General features: G+C 65.4%; 16 protein-coding genes. 12 read left to right on the top strand and 4 right to left on the bottom strand.

Features of this window, described 5'->3' with window-relative positions:
* Positions 1-298: 298 nt before the first annotated feature.
* On the bottom strand, positions 299-1,687 hold the full coding sequence (gene cysS, locus Y882_RS12925) for a cysteine--tRNA ligase (protein WP_046972341.1): 1,389 nt from the start codon (positions 1,685-1,687) through the stop codon (positions 299-301).
* Between the two features lie 231 nt (positions 1,688-1,918).
* Between cysS and Y882_RS12920 the strand changes: the two genes are divergently transcribed.
* From Y882_RS12920 to Y882_RS12870, 11 genes are all read left to right on the top strand, one after another.
* Positions 1,919-2,455 (top strand): glycine zipper 2TM domain-containing protein, encoded by a 537-nt coding sequence (locus Y882_RS12920; protein ID WP_046972340.1) that lies wholly within the window; start codon positions 1,919-1,921, stop codon positions 2,453-2,455.
* A 327-nt stretch (positions 2,456-2,782) separates the two neighbouring features.
* On the top strand, positions 2,783-3,790 hold the full coding sequence (locus Y882_RS12915) for an N-acetylornithine carbamoyltransferase (protein ID WP_046972349.1): 1,008 nt from the start codon (positions 2,783-2,785) through the stop codon (positions 3,788-3,790).
* Between the two features lie 2 nt (positions 3,791-3,792).
* Positions 3,793-4,416, top strand: coding sequence for an FMN-binding negative transcriptional regulator (locus Y882_RS12910; RefSeq protein WP_046972339.1), 624 nt, complete (start codon positions 3,793-3,795; stop codon positions 4,414-4,416).
* A complete protein-coding gene (locus Y882_RS12905; RefSeq protein ID WP_046972338.1) occupies positions 4,413-4,892 on the top strand; it encodes an OsmC family protein in 480 nt (159 codons plus the stop codon). The genes Y882_RS12910 and Y882_RS12905 overlap by 4 nt, the downstream gene beginning before the upstream one ends.
* A gap of 41 nt (positions 4,893-4,933) precedes the next feature.
* The gene (locus Y882_RS12900) at positions 4,934-6,124 is read left to right on the top strand and encodes an argininosuccinate synthase (RefSeq protein WP_046972337.1); all 1,191 of its coding nucleotides are present in this window, start codon (positions 4,934-4,936) and stop codon (positions 6,122-6,124) included.
* Positions 6,125-6,256: 132 nt separating this feature from the next.
* Entirely contained in the window at positions 6,257-7,351 is a 1,095-nt protein-coding gene (locus Y882_RS12895) for an acetylornithine deacetylase (RefSeq protein WP_046972336.1), read from the top strand.
* A 7-nt stretch (positions 7,352-7,358) separates the two neighbouring features.
* Complete coding sequence (locus tag Y882_RS12890; RefSeq protein WP_046972335.1) at positions 7,359-8,675, top strand: acetylglutamate kinase; 1,317 nt, start codon at positions 7,359-7,361, stop codon at positions 8,673-8,675.
* Between the two features lie 3 nt (positions 8,676-8,678).
* Positions 8,679-9,659 carry an N-acetyl-gamma-glutamyl-phosphate reductase gene (argC, locus tag Y882_RS12885; protein ID WP_046972334.1) on the top strand — a complete coding sequence of 327 codons (981 nt, stop codon included), beginning with the start codon at positions 8,679-8,681 and terminating at the stop codon, positions 9,657-9,659.
* A gap of 126 nt (positions 9,660-9,785) precedes the next feature.
* Positions 9,786-11,081 (top strand): argininosuccinate lyase, encoded by a 1,296-nt coding sequence (locus Y882_RS12880; protein WP_046972333.1) that lies wholly within the window; start codon positions 9,786-9,788, stop codon positions 11,079-11,081.
* Positions 11,082-11,125: 44 nt separating this feature from the next.
* Entirely contained in the window at positions 11,126-12,298 is a 1,173-nt protein-coding gene (gene proB, locus Y882_RS12875; protein ID WP_046972332.1) for a glutamate 5-kinase, read from the top strand.
* Positions 12,295-13,560 carry a glutamate-5-semialdehyde dehydrogenase gene (locus Y882_RS12870; protein ID WP_046972331.1) on the top strand — a complete coding sequence of 422 codons (1,266 nt, stop codon included), beginning with the start codon at positions 12,295-12,297 and terminating at the stop codon, positions 13,558-13,560. The genes proB and Y882_RS12870 overlap by 4 nt, the downstream gene beginning before the upstream one ends.
* A 140-nt stretch (positions 13,561-13,700) precedes the next feature.
* Here the strand turns inward: Y882_RS12870 and Y882_RS12865 are convergent, their stop codons facing one another.
* Positions 13,701-14,192, bottom strand: coding sequence for a nuclear transport factor 2 family protein (locus Y882_RS12865; RefSeq protein ID WP_244466341.1), 492 nt, complete (start codon positions 14,190-14,192; stop codon positions 13,701-13,703).
* Between the two features lie 89 nt (positions 14,193-14,281).
* Entirely contained in the window at positions 14,282-15,187 is a 906-nt protein-coding gene (locus tag Y882_RS12860; protein WP_046972330.1) for a LysR family transcriptional regulator, read from the bottom strand.
* 118 nt (positions 15,188-15,305) lie between these two features.
* Between Y882_RS12860 and Y882_RS12855 the strand changes: the two genes are divergently transcribed.
* The gene (locus Y882_RS12855; protein WP_046972329.1) at positions 15,306-16,565 is read left to right on the top strand and encodes an MFS transporter; all 1,260 of its coding nucleotides are present in this window, start codon (positions 15,306-15,308) and stop codon (positions 16,563-16,565) included.
* On the opposite strand, the gene kynU is transcribed toward Y882_RS12855, so the two are convergent.
* Positions 16,566-17,846 (bottom strand): kynureninase, encoded by a 1,281-nt coding sequence (gene kynU / locus Y882_RS12850; RefSeq protein ID WP_046972328.1) that lies wholly within the window; start codon positions 17,844-17,846, stop codon positions 16,566-16,568.
* Between the last annotated feature and the right edge of the window lie 30 nt (positions 17,847-17,876).

Genomic DNA, 17,876 nt, shown 5'->3' with positions numbered 1-17,876 from the left:
CCTCGCTGCGCATCGGCTTTAGGCTGCGCGTGGCGAGCCGCGCCGCGCTTGTCGCTTGTCTGTGGGAGCGCACCCTGTGCGCGACAGGCACGCTGCGGTGTACCGCTCCGTAGGTTTGTCGCGCACAGGGTGTGCTCCCACAATCGCTCGATGGTGCGAGCCGCCTAGAGAGAAACGCGATACACCGCACTTCTCCCTCTCCCCTGCGGGGAGAGGGCCGGGGTGAGGGGCGGGTGCTCGCGGGAAGGTTTCTATGGAGAGGGTTTGGGGCAAAAGAGCGAAGGCGTGACCCTTCACCTCACCCCTTCACCACACTCCACCGCGTCCCCTGCGCACCATCTTCAATGGCCACGCCCATCGCCGTGAGTTCTTCGCGAATGGCATCGGCGCGCTTGAAATCCTTGCTGGCGCGGGCGGTGCGGCGTTCTTCCAGCAGGGCTTCGACGCGGGCGGCGTCGACTTCGGTGGCGCCGCTGGTCTGCTTGAACCAGCTCTCGGGGTCCTGCTGCAGCAGGCCCAGCACGGCGCCGGCGCCGAGCAGGGTGGTCTTGGCGGCGCGGCGTTCTTCCTCGCTGCCGGCCTGGCGTGCGGCGTCGGCGAGCTGCGACAGCTCGGCCAGGGCCTGCGGAGTGTTGAGGTCGTCGCACAAGGCGGCTTCGACCGTGGCGGGTACGGGAAGGGCGGTGGTGTCCACTTCCACGTCGACCAGGTCGCGCAACACGCGATACCAGCCATCGAGCGTGCTGATGGCCTGGGCGATGGCGGTGTCGGACCAGTCCAGCGGCTGGCGATAGTGGCCGCGCAGGAGCAGCAGGCGCAGCGCTTCGGGCGCATGTTCCTTGAGCAGCTCATGCACCAGCATCACGTTGCCCAGCGACTTGGACATCTTGCGGCCGCTGAAGGTGAGCATGCCGTTGTGCAGCCAGTAGCGCGCGAACACCTTGCCGCCATGGGCGCAGGTGGACTGGGCGATCTCGTTCTCGTGATGCGGGAACTGCAGGTCGACGCCGCCGGCATGGATGTCGATGGTGTCGCCCAGGTGGGCTTCGCTCATCGCCGAGCACTCGATGTGCCAGCCAGGGCGGCCGCGGCCCCAGGGGCTGTCCCAGCCGGGCAGGTCGGGGGTGGAGGGCTTCCACAGCACGAAGTCGCCCGGATTGTGCTTGTACGGGGCCACCTCGACGCGGGCGCCGGCCAGCAATTCTTCCGGATCGCGGCCCGACAGCTCGCCGTACTTGGCATACGAATCCACCGAGAACAGCACGTGCCCCTCCGCGGCGTACGCATGGCCGCTGGCGATCAGGCGCTCGATCATCGCAATCATCTGCGGCATGTGAGCGGTGGCGTGCGGCTCCACGTCGGGTGGGGCAATGCCCAGCGCCGCCATGTCTTCCCGATAGGCCTGGGCGTAGCGGGTGGTGATGCTCTCGATGCCCACGCCCAGCTGCTGGGCGGCGGTGTTGATCTTGTCGTCGACGTCGGTGATGTTGCGGGCGTAGACCACGTTCGGATAGTGGCGCCGCAGCAGCTTCACCAGCACGTCGAATACCACCGGCCCGCGCGCATTGCCGATATGCACGTAGTTGTAGACGGTCGGCCCGCACAGATACATGGTGACCCGCTGCGGGTCGAGCGGGGTGAACGTTTCTACGCGGCGCGTCAGGCTGTTGTGGAGCGAAATCGGCATCGGTCGGGTGGTCCGGACGGTGGGAGCAGGCGCCAGGCGGGCGCAAGCCGGTCGCGCATCTTAACAAGCCGCCGTGGCCTCCGCTGGGGCCGGGGACAGCCCTGGCAGCGCTTGGCTCGGTGCGGGCAGGCGGCGCAAGAAAACCTCTAAGCGTCGATTCAGCGTGAATTTGCTGCAATGGATGCTATGAGGTGCAGAGATGCGCCCGAATTGCTTCCTGCGGAGGTCGTAATGACCAAGTGGTTGTTCCCTGCGCTCGTGCTGTCCGTAATGACCACTGGCGTATTTGCGCAGGATGCGCGCTATCAGAATCAAAATGAAGACAACACCCATTACGGTTGGGCGGATGTGCTGCGCGTCGACCCCGTGTATGGCGTGGCCCGTACCGAGGTGCCGCGCCAGGAATGCTATGACCAGCAAGTAGTACGTGAGGCCCCCAGCCAGGGCTCGGCGGCCGGCACCATCCTGGGTGCCGTGGTGGGCGGTGTGCTGGGCAGCACGGTGGGTCACGGCAACGGCCGCACGGCGGCCACCGTGGCCGGTGCGGTCGCCGGCGGGGCCGTGGGCAATAGCGCCACCCAGTCCGGCGGCGGCGAATATGCGACTACCGAAACCCATTGCCGCCAGGTGGCGGCGGTCAGCGAGCAGCGCCGCATCATGGGTTACGACGTGGAGTACCGTTATCGCGGCGAGGTTTACCTGTCCCGCCTCAACTACGATCCCGGCGAGCGCCTGCGCGTGCGGGTGAGCGTTTCTCCCGCCGACTGAGATCCCCCGTCCATCGCCGCCTCCGGGCGGCGATTTGGTGTCGGGTGCCGCGATCGGGGGCATTCGTTGTTGCATGGCAGCGAAAATCCCGTCATCATGACAATTCAACCTCCCGGAACACCCATGTCCGCAGCCGTCTATACCGCCACTGTCCTCACTAGCGCCCGCATGGCCGCTGGGATGACGTCGCGTGCTCGCCGACCGCTGTGCCGCTTTATGGCCGGGTAGGCTGTCGCACGCGTTTCACGTGTATCGACGATAAAACCCGGCTAGCAGCCGGGTTTTTTTGTTTCCGGATTCCGACGATTGGACAAAGGCAACTTCCTCATGACGCTTCGCCACTTTCTGACCACCCAGGATTACAGCCGCACCCAGATCGATGCGCTGCTCGAGCAGGCAGCTGCCTTCAAGCGCTCGCCGCGCGGGCAGCAACTGGCCGGCAAGTCGGTGGCGCTGATGTTCTTCAACCCGTCGATGCGCACGCGCACGAGTTTCGAACTCGGCGCCTTCCACCTGGGCGGCCATGCCATCGTGCTGGCGCCGGGCAAGGATGCGTGGCCGATCGAGTTCGAGGTGGGCACGGTGATGGATGGCGACACCGAAGAGCACATTGCCGAAGTGGCACGCGTGCTGTCGCGCTACGTGGACCTGATCGCCGTGCGCGCTTTCCCGAAGTTCCAGGACTGGCAGGTGGATCGCCAGGACAACGTGATCAAGGCGTTCGCCAAGTACGCCACGGTGCCGGTGATCAACATGGAAACCATCACCCACCCATGCCAGGAGCTCGCCCACGCGCTGGCCATGAAGGAACACCTGGGCAGCCTGCAGAACAAGAAATACGTGCTGACCTGGACCTATCACCCCAAGCCGCTCAACACGGCGGTGGCCAATTCCGCGCTGCTGATCGCCACCAAGATGGGTATGGACGTGACCTTGCTGTGCCCCACGCCGGACTATGTGCTCGATGAGCGCTACATGGAGTTCGGCTATCAGAACGCCAAGGAAAACGGCGGTTCGCTCAAGGTAAGCCACAACATCGAAGAGGCCTATAGCGGCGCCGATGTCGTGTATGCCAAGAGCTGGGGCGCGCTGCCGTTCTTCGGCCGCTGGGAGCAGGAAAAGCCGATCCGCGATGCGCACAAGCACTTCATCGTGGACGAACAGAAGATGGCCCTGACCAACAACGGCCTCTTCAGCCATTGCCTGCCGTTGCGCCGCAATATCAAGGCCACCGACGCGGTGATGGATTCGCCCGCGTGCATCGCCATCGATGAAGCCGAGAACCGCCTGCACGTGCAGAAGGCCGTCATGGCCTCGCTGATCGGCCAGGGCTGAGCATGTACCAGCCCGCGCACTTCAAGCAGACGGACAGCGAGACGCTGCACGCGCTGATGCGCGCCTACCCGTTCGCCACCGTGGTGGTGCAGGGCGAGGACGGGCTGGCGGCCAATCATTTGCCGATCGAGCTGGTGGATGGAATGCTGCACGGTCATGTGGCGCGCGGCAATGAACTGGCGCGCATGGACGGAGCCGACGTGCTGGTGATCTTTCGCGGTCCGGACGGCTATATCAGTCCCAACTGGTATCCCAGCAAGCAGGAAACCCATCGCGAAGTGCCCACCTGGAACTACGCCGTGGTGCACGTGCATGGCCGCCTGCGTGTGATCGACGACGCCACTTGGTTGCGTCAGTTGCTGGAGCGCCTCACCGATCGCCATGAAGCTGGTCTTCCGGCGCCCTGGCAGGTCTCCGACGCACCGGAAGATCACATCGAGAAGATGCTACGCGCCATCGCCGGGCTGGAAATTTCCATCGATCGCATCGAAGGCAAGTTCAAGTTGAACCAGAACCATCCGGCGGCCAATCGCGCCGGTGTGATCGCCGGCCTCGGGCAGCGTGCCGGTCGCGGCGATGCGGAACTGGCCGATCTCATGTCGAAACAAGAAGAGGCAAGCTCGTGAGCCACACCCATCAGCACCACTACAAAGTCGACGTGACCTGGACCGGCAACCAGGGCACGGGCACCAAGACCTATCAGGGCTATGGCCGCGGCCATGAGATCCGCATCGAGGGCAAGCCGACCGTCGAAGGCTCGTCCGACCCGATGTTTCGCGGCGATGCCAGCAAGGTCAACCCGGAAGACATGCTGGTGACGGCACTGTCCACCTGTCACATGCTGTCCTACTTGCATCAGGCGGTGTTGGTCGGCGTCGTGGTGACGGCATACACCGATAGCGCCGAAGGCACGATGGAAACCGATACGCATGGCGGCCACTTCACCGAAGTGGTGCTGCATCCGGTGGTCACCATTACCGCCGACAGCGACGCGGCCAAGGCCGAGGCGGCACACGATGCTGCTCACCACGGCTGCTTTATCGCCAATTCCGTGAATTTTCCGGTGCGCGTCGAACCGCGCATCGTGGTCCAATCCGTTTAACTATTTATCCGTTTAGCCTTCCATCTCAGGATTCGCAAGTCATGAGCAAAGACATCGTTCTCGCCTTCTCCGGTGGCCTCGACACCAGCTTCTGCGTGCCTTACCTCAAGGAGCGCGGCTGGGCCGTGCATACCGTGTTCGCCGACACCGGCGGCGTGGATGCCGAGGAGCGCGCCTATATCGAGCAGCGCGCCAAGGAGCTGGGCGTGGCCAGCCATGTCACCGTCGATGGCGGTCCGGCGATCTGGAACGGTTTCGTCAAGCCGTTCGTGCAGGCGGGCGAGGCCTACCAGGGCCAGTATCCGCTGCTGGTGTCCGACCGTTACCTGATCGTGGACGCCGCCATTGCGCGCGCCAAGGAACTGGGCACCAAGGCGATCGCGCACGGCTGCACCGGCATGGGCAACGACCAGGTCCGCTTCGATCTGGCCGTGAAGGCGCTGGGCGACTACCAGATCGTGGCGCCGATCCGCGAGATCCAGAAGGAACACACCCAGACGCGTGCCTATGAGCAGGCCTATCTGGAAGAGCGCGGCTTCGAAGTGCGAGCCAAGCAGAAGAGCTACACCATCAACGAGAACCTGCTGGGCGTGACGCTCTCTGGCGGCGAGATCGACCATTGGAAGACGCCGGGTGAAGGCGCCCGCGGCTGGTGCAAGCCGCGCGCCGAATGGCCGTCCGAAAAGCTGACCGTCACGCTGGGCTTCGTGAAGGGCGAGGCGGTGTCGCTCAATGGCGAAAAGCTGCCGGGCGACAAGCTGCTGGCCAAGCTCAACGAGCTGTTCGCGCCCTACGGCGTGGGCCGCGGCATGTACACCGGCGACACCACCATCGGCCTGAAGGGTCGCATTGTGTATGAAGCGCCGGGCCTGATCTCGCTGCTCGCCGCGCACCGCGCGCTGGAAGAAGCCGTGCTGACCAAGCAGCAGAACCGCTTCAAGCCGGAAGTGGCGCGCAAGTGGGTGGAAGTCGTGTACGAAGGCTTCTTCCATGACCCGATCAAGACCGACCTGGAGGCGTTCCTGTCCTCCAGCCAGGGCCAGGTCAATGGCGAGGTGGTGCTGGAAACCTCCGGTGCCCAGGTGACGGCGGTGGAAGTGCGCTCGCCGCACATCCTCAATGCCAAGGGCGCCACCTACGCGCAGTCCGCGGACTGGGGCGTGGAGGAGGCCGAAGGCTTCATCAAGCTGTTCGGCATGAGCAGCACCTTGTGGGCTGAGATCAACCGCTGACCTACGCTCGTCATCCCAGCGGAAGCTGGGATCCAGTGACTTTCGCCCCTAAAGCTAAGGCATTGGATTCCTGCTCTCGCAGGAATGACGGATGGGAAAACTTGAGGCAACCATGTCACCTGCCTGGATCGCATGAACGCACTACTGGACGACACCCTCCGACATCTCCGCGCGCTGGTCAGCTACGACACGCGCAATCCGCCGCGCGAAATCGGCACGGGCGGCATCTTCGATTACCTGCGGGACAACCTGCCGGGCTTCGATGTTTCCGTGACCGATTACGGCGCTGGCGCGGTCACGCTCTATGCCGTGCGCGGCAAGCCCAAGGTGCTGTTCAATGTGCACCTGGACACCGTGCCCGATTCGCCGCACTGGACCGCCAGCCCGCACGAGCTGCGCGTAACCGAAGACCGTGCGATCGGCCTGGGCGCCTGCGATATCAAGGGTGCAGCGGCAGCGCTCGTTGCCGTGGCCAACGTCACCAGCGGCGACATGGCCCTGCTATTGTCCACCGACGAAGAGGCCAACGATCCGCGTTGCATCGCCGGCTTCCTCAAGGATAAGCCGGCCTACGATGCCATCATCGTGGCTGAGCCGACCAAGGGCGAAGCCGTGCTGGCGCACCGTGGCATCCATTCGGTGCAGATGCGCTTCAAGGGCAGTGCCGGCCATGCGTCGGGCGAGCAGAAACCCAGCGACAGCGCGGTGCACCAGGCCGTGCGCTGGGGCGCTGCTGCGCTCGATTATGTGGAGAAGCAGGCGCATGAGCGCTTTGGCGGCCTCACCGGGCTGCGCTTCAACATCGGCCGCGTCGACGGCGGCATCAAGGCGAACATGATTGCGCCGTCCGCCGATGTGCGTTTTGGCTTCCGTCCGTTGCCGACCATGGCGCCGGAGCAGCTGCTCAACACCTTCCGCACGTTGGTGGAGCCGCAGCCGGTGGAGTTCCAGGAACTGTTCCGCGGCGACTCGCTGCCGGCGGGCGACACGGCCACGGCCGAAGCGCGCCGCCTGGCGGCGCGCGACCTGGCCGATGAGCTGAACATCCCGATCGGCAACGCGGTGGACTTCTGGACCGAGGCGGCGCTGTTCTCGGCTGCCGGTTACATCAGCTTTGTCTACGGCCCCGGCGATATCGCCCAGGCGCATACCGCCGACGAGTGGGTCGCGCTCGATCAATTGCAGCATTACGCCCAGACCATCTACCGCCTCATCGATAAGAGCTAAGACCGAAGTGGAAGCCCACAAGCACACCCGGAAAACCATCGTCCGCCTGCTTTCGAGCATGGGTAGCGCGAAGGAGATCCAGCAATACCTCAAGCGTTTCTCGCAGTTGGATGCGAAGCGCTTCGCCGTGGTGAAGGTCGGTGGCGCCGTGTTGCGCGACGATCTGCCCGCGCTGACCTCGTCGCTCACCTTCCTGCAGCAGGTGGGCCTGACCCCGATCGTGCTGCACGGCGCCGGTCCGCAGCTGGACGAAGAGCTGTCGGCCGCGGGCATCGAGAAGCAGACCGTGAACGGCCTGCGCGTGACCACGCCCAAGGCCTTGTCCATCGTGCGCAAGGTGTTCCAGGAACAGAACCTGCGCTTGGTCGAAGCCCTGCAGACCATGGACACGCGCGCCACCTCGGTGCCGTCGGGCGTGTTCACGGCCAGCTATATCGACCGCGATACCTATGGCCTGGTCGGCAAGGTCAGCCAGATCAACCTGGCGCCGATCGAAGCGAGCCTGCGTGCCGGTTCCATTCCGGTGATTGCGAGCCTTGGCGAAACCGAAGAGGGCCAGATCCTCAACGTGAACGCCGACTTCGCCGCCAACGAACTGGTGCGCGTGCTGCAGCCGTACAAGATCGTGTTCCTCACCGGCACCGGCGGCTTGCTGGACGATCAGGGCAAGATCATCGACTCGATCAACCTCAGCACGGAATTCGACCACCTGATGTCGCAGCCGTGGATCAACGGCGGCATGCGCCTGAAGATCGAACAGATCGCCGACCTGCTGAACGACTTGCCGCTGACTTCGTCGGTCTCCATCACCAAGCCGTCCGAGCTGGCGAAGGAACTGTTCACGCACAAGGGTTCGGGCACGCTGGTTCGCCGCGGCGAAAAGGTGAAGCGCTTCGAGTCGTGGGAAGGCATCGACCTGGGTCGGATGCGCGAGCTGATCGAGTCGAGCTTCGGACGCACGCTGGTGCCTGACTATTTCGAGCGCACCATGCCGTTCCGTGTCTATGTGAGCGAGAACTATCGCACCGCGATGATACTCACCATGGAAGGCGGCCTGCCGTATCTGGACAAGTTCGCCGTGCTGGACGACGCACAGGGCGAAGGCCTGGGTCGCGCGGTGTGGCAGGTGATGCGCGAGGAGAATCCGCAGTTGTTCTGGCGCTCGCGTCACGGCAACAGCGTCAACCATTTCTATTACGCCGAATCGGATGGCTGTCTCAAGCAGCCGAGCTGGAAAGTGTTCTGGTACGGCATCGACGACTTCGACACGATCGCCAGCTGCGTGGCGCATTGCGCGCAGCGCCTGCCGACCCTGGTGGACTGAATCATGAGCACGACTAAACATCGCTTGGGCATCGTGGGCGCGCGCGGGCACACCGGTGCCGAACTGATCCGGCTGGTGGCGGCGCATCCGTCGCTGGAGCTTGCCTTCGTTTCTTCGCGCGAGCTGGATGGTCAGCGCGTGGCCGATCACGTGGAGGGCTACACTGGTGAGCTGCGCTACGTGAATCTTGATGCCGAGGCCGTGGCGGCGCAGCAGGCGGACGTGGTGGTGCTGGCCTTGCCTAACGGCAAGGCCGCACCGTATGTCGAGGCGATCGACAAGGCCAAGCCGGACACGCTGATCGTGGACCTCTCGGCCGACTATCGTTTCAACGAGACGTGGTACTACGGCCTGCCTGAGCTCACCCGCCAGTTGTGGCGCGGCGAGAAGCGCATCAGCAATCCGGGTTGCTACGCCACCGCCATCCAGCTTTCGATTGCGCCATTGAAGGACTTGCTTGCCGCGCCGCCGGTGAGTTTTGGTGTTTCCGGCTACTCCGGCGCAGGCACCACGCCCTCGGACAAGAACAATCCGGAAAAGCTGCGCGACAACCTGATGCCGTACCAGCTGACCGGCCACATGCACGAGAAGGAAGCGAGCCGCCATCTCAACGTGCCGGTGGAATTCATGCCGCACGTGGCGCCTCATTTCCGTGGCCTCACCGTCACCACCAACCTTTACCTGGCGCGTCCTGTGACGCGCGAGGACATCATCAAGCGCTTCAACGGCGCCTATGAAGGCGAGAAGCTCGTGCATGTGGTGGACGAGGCGCCCTGGGTCAGCCAGATCGCCAACAAGCACCATGTGGATATCGGCGGCTTTGCCGTGTCCAACGACGGCAAGCGCGTGGTGGTGGTGGCGACGCTGGACAACCTGTTGAAGGGCGCCGCGACGCAGGCCATGCAGAACATTAATCGCGCCATTGGCGTGGACGAGTACACGGCGATCGAAGAGCGAGAAGTGAGTGGGAAGAGCCAGAAGTGAGTGGGGAGAAGTGAGGAGTAAGAGAAAGCCGTCATTCTTCAGCTCTATCTCACTTCTCATCCCTCACTTCTCACTCCTAGCTACTAACTCCTAACTTCTCACTTCTCGCTCTAAAGAGGCATTCCAATGACCCAACCCCTCTGGCAAAAATCCAATATCAAGATCGACGCCCGCATCATGGCGTTTCTTGCCGGCGACGACGTGCTGCTGGATCGCGAGTTTTTCCTGCATGACATCACCGCCAGCAAGGCGCATGTCGAAGGCCTGGCCAATATCGGCGTGGTCAGCGCGGACGAAGCCGCCGCGCTCAAGCGCGAGCTGGATGCGCTGGCCGAGGACTTCCGCAGCGGCGCCTTCGTGCTGGACGATCGCTATGAAGACGGTCATTCGGCGATCGAGGCGCGTCTCACCGAGCGCCTTGGCGATGCTGGGCGCCGCGTGCACACCGGCCGCAGCCGCAACGATCAGATCCTGGTCGCCACGCGCCTGTGGCTGAAGGAGCAACTGGCGGCGCTGGAACAGTATTGCCGTGCGATCGCGCAGGTCTGTCTCGATCGCGCCGCCCAGCCGGCGGTTCCGCTGCCGGGGTACACCCATCTGCAGCGTGCCGTGGTGTCCTCCACCGGCATGTGGTTTGCCGGCTTTGCCGAGGGCTTTATCGACAATGCGCTGCGTGCAAAGCAGACGGCGCTGCTGATCGATGCCAATCCGCTGGGCACGGCCGCGGGCTATGGCGTCAACCTCAAGCTGGATCGCGAACACACCACCCAGGCGTTGGGTTTTGCCCGCATGCAGGTGTCGCCGATCTATGCGCAGCTCTCGCGCGGCAAGTTCGAGATGGCCGTGCTCGAGGCGATTGCCGGCGCGCTGCTGGACGTGCGCCGCATGGCCTGGGACCTGTCGCTGTTCACCACCGCGGAATTCAACTTCGTGAAGCTGCCGTCGGAGTACACCACCGGCAGCTCGATCATGCCGAACAAGCGCAACCCCGACGTAGTCGAGCTGCTGCGCGCCAGCTATGCCAGCGTGGCGGCTGCGCGTACCGAGATCGAGCAGCTGCTCTCGCTGCCGTCGGGCTACCAGCGTGACCTGCAGTTCTCCAAGGGCTCGCTGTTCCACGGCTGCCGCCACGGTCTGGCCGCGCTGGAACTGGTGCCGGATCTGCTGGCGCGGATGGAATGGAACGAGCCCGCCATGCGCGCCGCGATCGAGCCGGCGATGTACGCCACCGATGTGGCGATCGAGCAGGCGGCAGCTGGTGTGCCGTTCCGCGACGCCTATCGGGCAGCGGCCGATGCCGCCGCCTCGGCGGGTGCGGGGCGCACGCCCGAGGGCAGCCTGGCTGCTCGCGTGTCGCCCGGTTCCGGCAACGACCTGCGCCTGGACGAATTGCGCGATAGACTCGGCCATCTGGACGTCTAAACGGAGATCGGCATGACGACCGTCAGTACGGGAAGTGCCGAATCATGAATGAGGGGCAGCGCGTGCAGACGGCCCCGCAGGCGCTGCCTGCCTGGCGTCGTGCCGTGTTGAAGGTGGGCAGCAACCTGCTGGCAGCCGACGGCGGCGGCCTCACGGCGGCCTATGCCGCGAGGCTGGCGGAGTTCATCCGGGCGAGCCGGGAGGCAGGCCGCCAAGTGGTGCTGGTGTCCTCCGGCGCGGTGGCGGCAGGGCGGGCGCAGCTGCGGGCGCATGCGCCCAGCGGCGGCGATCTGGCGGCGCGCCAGGCGCTGGCCGCCTTGGGGCAGGCGCCGATGATCGCGCTATGGCAGTCGCTCAGCGCACGCCCGGTGGCACAGGTCCTGCTGGCCCATGACGACCTGCGCAGCCGGCGCCGTTATCTCAATGCCCGCACCACGCTGCGCGAACTGCTGGCGCTTGACGTGCTGCCGGTGGTGAACGAGAACGACACGGTCGCGGTCGACGAGTTGAAGCTGGGCGACAACGACAATCTGGCCGCCATCGTCGCGGCCCTGGTCGATGCGGACCTGTTGCTGATCGCTTCCGATATCGATGCGCTGTATACCGCCGATCCGCGCCGCGATCCCGCGGCGACGCCCATCAGGAGAGTGGACGCGCTGACGCCCGAGATCCTGGCCATGGCCGGCGGCAGCGGCAGCGCGGTCGGTACGGGCGGCATGCATACCAAGCTTGAGGCGGCGTCCAAGGCGGGCGCCGCGGGCATACCGACCGCGTTGTTCAGCGGCCGAAACGCCGGCGCCGTCGCCGCACTCTCGCGCGGTGAATTGCTGGGAACGTTTTTCGCAGCTGGCCGCAATCGCATGCAGGCGCGCAAGTACTGGTTGCGCCATGCGCCCGCTGCACCGGGACGCGTCCATGTGGATGCGGGTGCAGTGCGTGCCCTGGCCAGCGGACGCGCCTCCCTGCTGCCCGGTGGCGTGCTTGCGGTGATCGGCGAATTCCACCGCGGCGACCTGGTCGAGATCGTCGACGAGCAGGGGCGTGCGGTGGCGCGTGGACTGAGCCAGTACGGCGCCGGCGAAGTGAAGCGTTTGGCCGGGCGGCATAGCCGCGATATCGAAATCATCCTGGGTTACAGCTACGGTGCGGAAGTCGTGCATCGTGATGATCTCGCCACCACGGCAGACATCGAGACCACCGGAGATATCGACGCATGAGCGACATCCGTTCGTTGGCGATGGCCTGCCGTGAGGCGGTACCCCTGCTGGCCATGCTCGACACGCCAAGCAAGCGCGCACTGTTGAATGACATGGCGGACGCGCTCGAACGACGGGTCGACGACGTGCTCGATGCGAACGCACAGGACATGCAACTGGCCGCCGACAAGGGCGTGCAGGGCGCCATGCTGGATCGGCTGCGACTCGACCAGGCTCGCGTGGCCGGTATCGCCCAGGCCTTGCGCGATGTGGCGCAGCTGCCCGATCCGGTGGGCGTGGTCACGCGACGGGAAACGCTCGCCAACGGCATCACCGTGGAGCGCGTGCGCATACCGCTCGGCGTGATCGCGATGATCTACGAAGCTCGCCCCAACGTCACCGCCGACGCCGCTGCGCTATGCCTGATGGCAGGCAACGCGGTGATCCTGCGCGGCGGCTCGGAGGCCATCCACTCCAATCGCGCGATCGCCGCCGCGCTGCACGAGGCGCTGCACGCCCACGGGTTGCCGACGGCGGCCGTGACCCTGGTCGAAGATCTCAGCCGCGAGACCATGGTGGCGCTGCTGCAGTTGAGCGATCTGGTCGATCTGGCCATTCCACGCGGCGGCGAGGGCCTGATCCGTTTCGTGACCGAACATGCGCGCGTGCCGGTGATAAAGCACTACAAGGGCGTGTGTCACCTGTACGTGGATCGCGTTGCCGATCTAACGCTGGCCTTGAATCTGCTGATCGACGGCAAGACCTCGCGTCCTGGCGTGTGCAATGCGCTGGAAACGGTGCTGGTGCATCGCGATGTGGCTGATGCGTTCCTGCCCGGCGCCGCGGCGGCGTTGCGCGAGCGCGGCGTTGAGTTGCGCGGCGACGAAGCCACCCGCGCCCTGGTGCCCGCAGCAGGTCCTGCCAGCGAAGAGGATTACGCCGCCGAATTTCTCGACCTGATCATCGCGCTGCGCGTGGTGGACAGTCTCGACGAAGCGATCGCGCACATTCGACGCTACGGCTCCGACCACACCGAAGTGATTGCCACCGGTGATACATCGACAGCGCAGCGTTTCGTGCAGTCGCTGCGTTCGGCGGTGGTGATGGTCAATGCGTCGTCGCGCTTTTCCGATGGCGGGCAGCTGGGGCTGGGGGCGGAGATTGGCATTTCCACCACTCGCCTGCATGCGTATGGCCCGATGGGGGCGGAGTCGCTCACCATCGAGCGATTTGTCGTGCGTGGGGAAGGGCAGGTGCGGCACCCAGAGAGCCGCATCCCCTAATCGATTGTAGGAGCGCACCCTGTGCGCGACCGCGGACTGACCGGAAGCCTCTGTGCCCGGTCTTCGCGACGACCGATCCGGCTTCATCGCTCCGTAGGCTGTCGCGCACAGGGTGCGCTCCTACAAGGGCGTGGTGGCGCTCAGTTTGCAGGCTCGAGCGGCCGATGGTCGTAACTCACCACGCGCGTCAGCTGCCACTGGCCATGCTGGTAACGCCAGATATGGAAGAACTTGCCCATGCCTTCGCACTTGCCGGACTCGAGCTGGCAGAACTTGTGCGTGCCGATCTCGATCGCGCCGTAATCCTTGATCGGATACACCTCGATGTTGCCGATCAGTTCGCGCCGCACTTTGTGGCAGATATTGCGCCGGGTCGCATCAACGATGGCGTCGCGAGTAGTCATCAGTCCACCCTTGTCGTGGTAGAACTCGATGTCGTCGCTGAAGTACTCGCCGAACGTCTTCAGATCGCAGTGGTTGTAGGCGTCGAAGACCTTGCTGTCAAGCGAAGCAATCGTGCGGGTCAGTTCGTCGCCGGTCGGCATCGCTGCCGGTGTTTGCGCATGTGCCAGGCAAACAGCCATCGGCAGGGCGATCAGACCGAGCAGGCGGACGAGCAGTGCGTTGCGCATGGCCATTCCTTGTCGTGGAGGGGGCCATCATGGCTCAACCAACCAGCACTCGCATCCATGCCTAATGGATGGACGTCCATTCATCGCCTTCAACGCGACCGCGGCCGCCGCGACATCACCGCCTTGAGCTGCTCCAGCAGCATGGCCACCGGCGCTTCCAGGCGCGGCGGCAGGGCGCGGTGGATCAGCCAGGCGATCATGTCCAGCTGGAAGTCGGTTACCGTGACGAGCTTCAGCTGGCTGCGATAGCTGCTGGCGGAGAGCAGGTCGGGAGTGATGATGCCGATGCCGGCGCCGCGCGCGACCAGGGACAACTGCAGATCCGCCCCGAACGCTTCCACGCCCACGTTGCAGGGCAGCCCGCGTTCTTCCATGGCCCGCCGCAAGGTGGAACGCATGCCGCAGCCGTTCTGGCTCAACACCCAGGGAAACGCGGAGAGATCCTTGAGCGTGGCGCGTGCGCGCAGGCCCAGCGATGGCGCGGCGACAATGCGCAAAGGCTGGCGATCGATGGCGTGCGCCGTCATCGTTGCTGGTGGCGGCGTGTGCTCGGAGAGAACCACCGCTGCCGCGTCCAGCAGGCCGGTCTCCACTTGTTCCACCAGGCCGGGCGACCAGGCCGAATGGATGCGCAGCGCGAGGCCCGGATAGCGCGAGCGGAGCAGATCGATGGGCGTGGTGAGCGCGCGCTCCGCGAGGAACGGCGGCATGCCCAGGCGCAATTCGCCGGTGGGTTCGGTGTCGCTGCGCGCCAGTGCGAGCAGGTCGGCCTCGGCGTGCAGCAGGTCGCGGCCCTTCTGGTAGATCTCGCGTCCCGTCGCGGTGGGGCGCAGCGGCTTGGATTGGCGATCCAGCAGTTCCACGCCCAGCAGCGCCTCCAGGCTTTGCACGCGACGCGTGACGCCGGGCTGGGTGAGGTGCAGCTGGGCCGCCGCCTGCACGATGGAGCCGGTGTCCACCACCGCGATGAAGGCCCTGACGTCCCGCGTATTCATGCCCGATGGTCCTGCTCTGTATGCAAAGTACGCATGAAAACTATGATGATTATTCACTGTCATCATGATGCCAGGGTATTTAGCATCGCAGGCCCATCGATTGGCAAGGCCCCAAGACATGCAATACCCCTCCCGACGCCGTATCGATGCCGTGGCGACCGAGGTGCCCGCGGAGCTCACCACGCCATTGACCCTGCTGTTCGCCTTTGCGGTGGGCGTGATCATCATCAATCTCACGGCGGCGCAGCCCCTGGCCGGCCCGGTGGCGCGTGCGATGCATCTGCCCCCGTCGCTCACCGGGCTGGTGGCGATGCTGCCGCAGCTGGGTTACGCCGTTGGCATGATGTTCGTGGTGCCGTTGGCGGATCTCTTCGAAAACCGGCGCCTGACCACGATCACCCTGCTGGCTTGCGCGCTCGCGCTGGGCGCTGCAGCCGTGGCGCAGCAGGCGTGGTGGTTGTTGCTGGCCGTATGCCTGGCGGGGGCCACCTCGTGTGCGATCCAGATCCTGGTTCCGCTGGCGGCCGCCATGGCCAGGCCGGAGCATCGCGGCAGCGCCGTGGGCAACGTGATGAGCGGCGTGATGCTCGGCATCCTGTTGTCGCGTCCGTTGGCCAGCCTGGTGGAGGGCACCTGGGGCTGGCGTGCCTGTTACGGCCTGCTGGGCGCGTTCGACGCGTTGCTTGCCGTCGCGCTTTGGTTCGCGCTGCCACGGCGACAGCCGCTGGTGCATACCTCATATCGCGGGCTGATCGCGTCGCTGTGGACGCTATGGCGCGGTGAACCGGTGTTGCGACGCTACGCCGTCTCGGCGGCGATCATGATGGCCGCGTTCAGCGCATTCTGGACCGGGATTGCGCTGCGCCTGGTGCAGGCGCCCTTTCTGCTCGACAGCCGCGGCCTGGCGTGGTTCGCGCTCGCCGGCGTGGCCGGCACGGTGGTGGCGCCGTTGGCGGGCAAGGCAGGGGATCGCGGCCACAGCGCGGTGGGCATGCCCATCTCCCACGCCGTGGCCACAGCAGGCGTTGTGCTTGCGGGGATCGCAGGGGCGGGCTGGTTTGGCTTGGACCTGGTGCAGCATCCGCGGCTGGCGCTGGGTCTGCTGGTGCTGGCCGCCATCGTGATCGATGCCGGCGCCGTCGGTGATCAGACGCTGGGGCGGCGCGCCATCAATATGCTTGATCCGGCCGCGCGCAGCCGACTCAATGGCTTGTTCGTCGGCGTGTTCTTCATCGGTGGCGGAGCCGGCGCCGTGGCCGCCGGCAGCGCCTGGGCGGCCGCGGGATGGACCGGCGTGTGCGGCGTTGCCCTGGCGCTGTGCGTGCTGGCCTTTGTGCTCGATGCGGCGACATGGCGCGGCATGCGCCATGTCGCCTGATCAGCTGCGCTGGGCCCAGCGACGCGTGGCTTCGACAAACGCCACGCAGTCGGCAAACTGGTTGTACAGCGGCGTCGGCGAAATGCGGATCACATCGGGCTCGCGCCAGTCGCCGATGATGCCGTGCTCGACCAGATCGTCGAACAGTGCACGGCCACGCGCACGCCCGCCGAGCACGCGGAGGGACAGCTGCGAGCCGCGACGCGACGGATCGCTCGGCGTCACCACTTCCAGCACGTCGCTCAATTGCGACTGCACCAGCCATTCCAGATAAGCGGTAAGCCGCAGCGATTTCTCGCGCAGCCGGCCCATGCCGGCACGGCGGAAGATCTCCAGCGACACGCGCAGCGGCGCCAACGCGAGGATCGGTGGATTGCTGAGCTGCCAACCGTCCGCGCCATAGGTGGGCACGAACTGCGGACCCATCTGGAACCGCGAGGTCTTGTCGTGTCCCCACCAGCCGGCGAAACGCGGCAGGGTGGTGCGCGCGTGGCGCTCATGCACGAACGCGCCGCCGACCGCACCCGGGCCGCTGTTGAGGTATTTGTAGCTGCACCAGATGGCAAAATCCGCGCCGCTGTCGTGCAACTGCAGCGGCAGATTGCCCACGGCATGGGCCAGGTCGAAGCCCACCATGCAGCCGTGGCGATTGGCCAGGCGCGTGATCGCCGCCAGGTCGAAGGCCTGGCCCGTGCGGTACTGCACGCCCGGCAGCATCACCAGCGCAATGCGCGAACCATGTTCGGCCAGCACGCGCTCGATGGCCTCCATCGAGATCACGCCGTTCGCCTCGTCGCCCTGCAACTCGATCAGCGCGGTGGCGGGGTCGTAACCGTGGAAACGCACCTGCGATTCCACCGCATAGCGATCGGTGGGAAACGAACCCGCTTCGATCAGGATGGCGTGCCGCTCCGGCGTGGGCCGATAGAAGCTCACCATCATCAGGTGCAGGTTCACGCCCAGGGTGTTCATCGCCACCACTTCGGACGGCTGCGCACCGACCACGCTGGCGAGGTCGTCGCGGACGAACTCGTGGTAGTCCATCCACGGCAGGTCGCCGCGGAAGTGGCCTTCCACCGCCTGGTCGGCCCAGGAGTCGAGCTCGGCGCTCAGCGCCGGGCGCACGGCGCGCGGCTGCAGGCCCAGCGAATTGCCGCAGAAATAGTGGCCGTCGCGGCCCTCGTGCCTGGGTATCAGGAACTCGTCGCGGAAGCCGCGCAGCGGATCGGCGGCATCCTGGGACTGCGCCCAGGCGAGGGTGGCTTCGAACGGAGCGGACATCGGGAATCTCTTGCAGAGGCGTCGTGCCCA

The sequence above is a fragment of the Dyella japonica DSM 16301 genome, assembly GCF_001010355.1.
Taxonomy (GTDB): Bacteria; Pseudomonadota; Gammaproteobacteria; order Xanthomonadales; family Rhodanobacteraceae; genus Dyella; species Dyella japonica.
Note: the sequence above shows the minus strand (reverse complement) of the source record. Positions and strands in the feature narration are given on the sequence as shown.

What these genes read in the sequence shown, in the direction of transcription:
- cysS (WP_046972341.1), bottom strand. Translation starts at nt 1,687, where the DNA reads ATGCCGATTTCGCTCCACAACAGCCTGACGCGCCGCGTAGAAACGTTC.
- Y882_RS12920 (WP_046972340.1), top strand. Translation starts at nt 1,919, where the DNA reads ATGACCAAGTGGTTGTTCCCTGCGCTCGTGCTGTCCGTAATGACCACT.
- Y882_RS12915 (WP_046972349.1), top strand. Translation starts at nt 2,783, where the DNA reads ATGACGCTTCGCCACTTTCTGACCACCCAGGATTACAGCCGCACCCAG.
- Y882_RS12910 (WP_046972339.1), top strand. Translation starts at nt 3,793, where the DNA reads ATGTACCAGCCCGCGCACTTCAAGCAGACGGACAGCGAGACGCTGCAC.
- Y882_RS12900 (WP_046972337.1), top strand. Translation starts at nt 4,934, where the DNA reads ATGAGCAAAGACATCGTTCTCGCCTTCTCCGGTGGCCTCGACACCAGC.
- Y882_RS12895 (WP_046972336.1), top strand. Translation starts at nt 6,257, where the DNA reads ATGAACGCACTACTGGACGACACCCTCCGACATCTCCGCGCGCTGGTC.
- argC (WP_046972334.1), top strand. Translation starts at nt 8,679, where the DNA reads ATGAGCACGACTAAACATCGCTTGGGCATCGTGGGCGCGCGCGGGCAC.
- Y882_RS12880 (WP_046972333.1), top strand. Translation starts at nt 9,786, where the DNA reads ATGACCCAACCCCTCTGGCAAAAATCCAATATCAAGATCGACGCCCGC.
- proB (WP_046972332.1), top strand. Translation starts at nt 11,126, where the DNA reads ATGAATGAGGGGCAGCGCGTGCAGACGGCCCCGCAGGCGCTGCCTGCC.
- Y882_RS12870 (WP_046972331.1), top strand. Translation starts at nt 12,295, where the DNA reads ATGAGCGACATCCGTTCGTTGGCGATGGCCTGCCGTGAGGCGGTACCC.
- Y882_RS12865 (WP_244466341.1), bottom strand. Translation starts at nt 14,192, where the DNA reads ATGCGCAACGCACTGCTCGTCCGCCTGCTCGGTCTGATCGCCCTGCCG.
- Y882_RS12860 (WP_046972330.1), bottom strand. Translation starts at nt 15,187, where the DNA reads ATGAATACGCGGGACGTCAGGGCCTTCATCGCGGTGGTGGACACCGGC.
- Y882_RS12855 (WP_046972329.1), top strand. Translation starts at nt 15,306, where the DNA reads ATGCAATACCCCTCCCGACGCCGTATCGATGCCGTGGCGACCGAGGTG.
- kynU (WP_046972328.1), bottom strand. Translation starts at nt 17,846, where the DNA reads ATGTCCGCTCCGTTCGAAGCCACCCTCGCCTGGGCGCAGTCCCAGGAT.